Consider the following 5,266-nt stretch of genomic DNA (forward strand, 5'->3'; position numbering starts at 1 on the left):
TTCACATAACCCTCCCCGATTGATCCATCTCGCTTATAAACCTGCAAACCCTAAAAAAGTGATTACACTAGTCGGAAAAGGACTCACCTATGACAGCGGCGGTCTCAGCCTCAAAGCGGCTGCATCCATGGTGACAATGAAGATGGACAAAGCGGGAGCGTGCGCCGTAATGGGGATCATCAAAGCGGTGAGCGAACTGAAACTCGACATCGAAGTGCATGCGTTTGTCGGAGCGGTCGAGAACATGATCGGCGGGAATGCCTACAAACCCGATGATGTCCTCCGTGCCAAAAACGGTAAAACGATTGAAGTTCGCAACACCGATGCCGAAGGTCGCCTCGTCCTCGCCGATGTTTTAGGATACGCCCAAGAGAACGTCAAAGCCGATTACATCTTCGACTATGCAACGCTAACAGGTGCGTGCATGGTTGCTCTTGGACCCTATACGACAGGAGTTATGGGGCATAACGAATCACTCAAACAAGAGTGGCTCAGCGCTGCGGAGCAAAGCGGTGAATACTGCGGGAATTTGCCATTCAACCGCCATCTCAAAAAACTGATCAAAAGCGACCTCGCCGACGTTTGCAACGTCTCCTCCAAACCGTACGGCGGAGCGATCACAGCCGCCCTCTTCCTCGATAACTTCATCGATGAGGATATGAAAGAAAAATGGGTTCACTTCGACATCGCAGGCTCCGCCTACACCGAAAGTGCATGGGATGTCCACACTTACGGCGGTACGGGTGCTGGGGTACGTATGAGTATGGAATGGCTACTAAAATTAAACACACAAGGAAATAATTAATGGGATTATCAATCGGACTCGTAGGACTACCAAACGTCGGAAAATCAACTACTTTTAACGCACTTACCAAAGCACAAAACGCCGAAGCGGCGAACTATCCGTTCTGTACGATCGAACCGAACAAAGCAACCGTTCCGGTACCCGATGTCCGTTTGAACGAACTAGCTAAAATCGTAAATCCGGAGCGTATCCAGTACTCGACTCTCGATTTCGTTGACATCGCCGGTCTCGTGAAGGGTGCAAGTAAAGGTGAAGGGTTGGGGAATAAGTTTCTCTCCAACATCCGTGAAACTGAAGTCATCCTTCAAATCGTCCGTTGTTTTGAAGATGATAATATCGTTCACACCGAGGGGCGTATCGATCCGTTGCTTGACGTTGAGATCATTGAAAACGAACTGATCTTCGCCGACATCGAAGTGTTGACCAACCGTATCGAACGTCTCAAAAAACAGGCGAAAAATGAAAAAGATGCCGCTGTTATGATGACTTTTGCCGAAGAGTTGGCAGAGTTTTTGGCGGAGGGAAATCTCGCCCGCAACTTCCCGAAAGCCGATTCCGAAATGTATGAAAAACTGATGAGTGAAACTCGACTTCTCAGTGCAAAAGAGATCATGTACGGTGCAAACGTTGACGAAGACGGTCTCACCGAAGATAACGAATACGTTCAGCGTCTCCGTGAACACGCCGCTAAACACGGATGTGAAGTGATCAAGCTCTGCGCCAAAATCGAAGAAGAGCTCGTCGGTATGGAAGATGACGAACGTGATGAATTCCTCCGTGACATGGGTGTCGAAGAGTCAGGGCTAGAGCAAATCATCCGAAAAGGATTCGATAAACTCGGTCTTATGAGCTACTTTACTGCGGGTGTCAAAGAGGTTCGTGCATGGACGATCCACAAAAATACTACGGCTCCCAAAGCAGCGGCCGTTATCCATAACGATTTTGAAAAAGGATTTATCCGCGCCGAAGTGATCGGCTATGAAGACTTTGTCGCCTGCGGCGGCGAAGCCAAATCCAAAGAAGCCGGAAAAATGCGTTTAGAAGGAAAAGAGTACATTGTACAAGACGGTGACATCATGCACTTTCGATTTAATGTATAATTAGTGATTACACCTTTGCACAGGAGGCTCCAATGTCTTTGAAGTATGCCGGTCCCAAACCTCTCATCTCGGCTCACGGGGTGACATTTGATCTTAACAAAGAAGATAAATTCGTTTATTTGAGTATTGTCGCAGAGCTCATTCAGGCATTGAATCATGAATATGAGGGGGGTAAATGCTATACGTACCTCGCTTCCAATAAACCCTTAGATATTGATCGCATACTTGAGCTCATCCGTCAGAACGATCCGCTTTTAGATCAAGAGGTTCAAGATCGGCAAAAGATTGTTGAGCATGATATTGCCGAAGAGCTCGAACATGCACACTCCAATAAAGTATTGTGCGAAGAAGAAAAAGAGGTGCTGATTAAAAATATTGAGCTGCTTCGCAATTACCGTATCAGCCGTTCTATCAATAAAACGGTTTATTACAGCGGCATCACTTCATTGGCCCATATTATTCAAAAGGGGCATATTGACAGTATCTTCGCCCCTATGTTTCCGAAATTCAGCCATGTGTTCCATTCCATCCAAGGTGCGCTGGTTAAGCTTCATCCCCCGATTGACAGCAATATCGAGATTTACGAAGAAAACGGTCATCTCAGCGTTCGGCTCGATATTCTTTTTAGAAAATAATACGCCCGATCGTTTGGGCAAATTTAACAGTATGTCCGCTTGAGATACCAAGCTCGACCATCTCTTTCTCGCAGAGCATTACAATCGTTGATCCCATTCGAAAACATCCGAAATCATCCCCTTTGCTTAAATAAAGATCCCGATAACTGTGTTGGCTCGGAGTAAGAACCGTATTGGTACGGATTTTGGGTTCAAAACTCACCTCCATCTCTCCAACGTTCAAGGCACCGACTAAGATCAAGAAAAACCGTTTCCCCTCAGAACTGAGACACTCCAAAACAACCCGTTCATTTTCAATGAAGAGATTCACCTGCTTTTTGAGCGATGGAATATTGACCGGATATAGTTTCCCGGGGATATGTACCGCATGAAGCACCTGCATATCGATCGGTGCATGATAGCGGTGATAATCGCGAGGAGAGAGATAGAAATTGACAAAAGTTCCGTTACGGATACTTTTTTTCGAATCGCTCGAGATTCCGTCGCCCAACACACCGTCGATGCTATAGCTCATCCCTTTGATCTGCAACGCCAAATCTTCTTCAATCGTTCCGCATTCAGTGATGAGCGAGTCGCACGGACTGATCATATCGCGCGGATCAGTTGAAAAAGTACGCTTATGCCGAAATTTTCGGGTGAAAAGGGCATTAAGACTCGGATACGACTCCGGTGTCTCAAAGTCACTCATATCAAGACCCATTGAGCGCACATAAGTACGATTAATAAAATTTTGAAATGTCTTCCCATGTTCTTTGGATGCAAAGCGCCCAAATGTTTGGGAAAGGGCAGAGGTGAAGTGTTGTTTCATGATTACTCCTGAGTTTCGTCGGTTTGAATTGAGCGTTTAGCGATCTCTTCGATCAATACGGTGGCATAACACCCTTTCGGAAGGGTAAAATGGAGTTCGAACCATGCATCATTCTCTCTATATTCCCCTTCGATCTCTTCGGGAAAAATCCATCCGTACCGACGTGCACCGTCGATGCCCTCATGAATAGCGTCATACTCTTTTTCGACCGTTTCTGCCAGTCCGACGGCACGTGTCGCACGCTTGCCGCTGAGGAGGCCCGTGAACGAAATATCCCGCTTTGAAAATCGTTCAACCTCTTCGTCACTTTCATAATGAAAAATCTTGCCGTAGGGATAGTGCATCATCACATCTCCGTGGATCAACTTGAACGGATGTTTTTGTGCTTTCATTGACGCAATCTCTTCTTTAGGGAGCGGCAATATAGTAGAAAGTTCATCGATTCCAAAGCTTTCGACAAGTTTGGAGATTTGAATACGGCGGCTCAACCAATCGTTGAAAAGATAGCTTTGATAGGCATTCACGTAAAATTGCGATAATTTTTTATTACGCTCTTTGAGCGTTCCCGCCAATATCTCTTGACCTTTTTTATAGTTCTCTCCGTCAATACCGAAACGCTGAAATCCGAAATAGTTCGGCATCCCCTGTTTCTTGATCATTTTGAGAGCTTCTTGAATTTTCATCGCGGAGGTTGGATTTACTTTTTTGAGACGGATAAAAAAGCGGTTCCCTTTAAGATGTCCGATACGAATTTTGTTATTATGGTACACTTTTTCGAGGATTTTGATCCCCTCGTGTTCAAAATTCTCCAATACACTCTCATATTTTCGCGGCAGTGAAATATACTGTTTGGTTTGGGCATTTTTATCTTTGAGTCCGGCATAACCGATATCCCGTCCTTTGATTCCCAAATGATTGCTAAAGATATCGATCATCTGCCAGGTGGAGAGATTTTTTTTACGCACATGCAAAACCAAATGCTCTCCTTCCCCGCTAAAAGGATAGAGTGGGATCTCATCCACGACGAAATCGCGGGGCGATTGGCGAAAATGAAATTCGATAGGGCTGTGAGGGAGATAATATTGACGTTCCATGAAACTCCTAAAAATGGTGCGCTTTACAGCGATTGGTATAACTTCCGCGAATCGCGTAAGCCACTGGTGTGATAGTGATTCTATTCAATGCCGCAATACGGCGCAAGGCTTGCAAACGGGACGGAGAAAAAGCAATCAACATCTCATACTCTTCTCCGCTGCATCCGATTTTTTTAGGGATTTTTTTGATAAACCGAACCCCCATCCGATTGACACGGCAGAGTTTGCCGATATCACTGAAAAGACCATCGGAGATATCCATTCCGCAGCGTAAAAACGGCCTGGACTGCGTCACGAATTTTTGACGCAACTGCGGAGCGACAAAACGGCTTTTCGTATGTACTTTTCCCCCCGCCATCAAATAACGGAGCTGTTTTGCCGATTCTCCGATCTTTCCGGTATAAGCGATCAGATCTCCCCTCTTCAGCCCTTTACGCAACAACAAATCGGTTGCACGGGAGATAATCGTAATCGAGAGATCAAGATTCGGGTTTGAAATCGTATCTCCCCCGATAATCTCGATACCGTACTCCCCTGCTGCGGTGCGAATCCCCCGTGAGAGCTCATCCATCTGATGAAGGCTCATCGAAGCGGGCATTGCCGCACCCAGCAGTGCATACTTGGGAATAGCATTCATCGCTATCGCATCCGAAATATTAATAATCATCGCTTTATAGCCGATCTGATAGGGACTAAGCCACGATCTCTTAAAATGAACGTTTTCAAAAAAAAGATCTTTACTGTAAACCCATTCGCCGATAGCCGCTCCATCGTCTCCGATATGGCTCTTCGAAGAGCAAAAAGTGGAAATAAAATAGTTCTCT

At 45.8% G+C, this 5,266-nt stretch carries 6 protein-coding genes; 3 read left to right on the forward strand and 3 right to left on the reverse strand.

All coding sequences use genetic code 11. The features are described 5' to 3' along the window. The 3 genes from Q0C19_RS10865 to Q0C19_RS10875 form a co-directional block, all read left to right on the forward strand. Positions 1 to 805 (forward strand): leucyl aminopeptidase (locus Q0C19_RS10865; protein ID WP_295055903.1); only part of this gene is annotated, 805 nt, incomplete at its 5' end. Further along, positions 805 to 1,905, forward strand: a complete 1,101-nt coding sequence (ychF, locus tag Q0C19_RS10870) for a redox-regulated ATPase YchF (RefSeq protein WP_295055920.1) — start codon at positions 805 to 807, stop codon at positions 1,903 to 1,905. The genes Q0C19_RS10865 and ychF, both read left to right, overlap by 1 nt. Before the next feature lie 32 nt (positions 1,906 to 1,937). Continuing rightward, positions 1,938 to 2,540, forward strand: a complete 603-nt coding sequence (locus Q0C19_RS10875; protein ID WP_295055922.1) for a hypothetical protein — start codon at positions 1,938 to 1,940, stop codon at positions 2,538 to 2,540. Here Q0C19_RS10875 and Q0C19_RS10880 read toward each other — a convergent pair. The 3 genes from Q0C19_RS10880 to Q0C19_RS10890 form a co-directional block, all read right to left on the reverse strand. Next, positions 2,530 to 3,348, reverse strand: coding sequence for a phosphatidylserine decarboxylase (locus tag Q0C19_RS10880; protein WP_295055923.1), 819 nt, complete (start codon positions 3,346 to 3,348; stop codon positions 2,530 to 2,532). The genes Q0C19_RS10875 and Q0C19_RS10880 overlap by 11 nt on opposite strands. Positions 3,349 to 3,350: 2 nt before the next feature. After that, positions 3,351 to 4,442: a tRNA pseudouridine(13) synthase TruD gene (truD, locus tag Q0C19_RS10885; protein WP_295055925.1), complete on the reverse strand. Its 1,092-nt coding sequence runs from the start codon at positions 4,440 to 4,442 to the stop codon at positions 3,351 to 3,353. Between the two features lie 7 nt (positions 4,443 to 4,449). After that, positions 4,450 to 5,266: thiamine-phosphate kinase (locus tag Q0C19_RS10890; protein WP_295055926.1), on the reverse strand; the 817-nt coding region annotated here is incomplete at its 5' end.

It is taken from the genome of Sulfuricurvum sp., assembly GCF_023250475.1.
In the GTDB taxonomy this organism is placed as follows: Bacteria; Campylobacterota; Campylobacteria; order Campylobacterales; family Sulfurimonadaceae; genus Sulfuricurvum.

Bases quoted from the DNA above. Each gene is read 5' to 3' on its own strand.
- ychF (WP_295055920.1), top strand. From the start codon at position 805: ATGGGATTATCAATCGGACTCGTAGGACTACCAAACGTCGGAAAATCA.
- Q0C19_RS10875 (WP_295055922.1), top strand. From the start codon at position 1,938: ATGTCTTTGAAGTATGCCGGTCCCAAACCTCTCATCTCGGCTCACGGG.
- Q0C19_RS10880 (WP_295055923.1), bottom strand. From the start codon at position 3,348: ATGAAACAACACTTCACCTCTGCCCTTTCCCAAACATTTGGGCGCTTT.
- truD (WP_295055925.1), bottom strand. From the start codon at position 4,442: ATGGAACGTCAATATTATCTCCCTCACAGCCCTATCGAATTTCATTTT.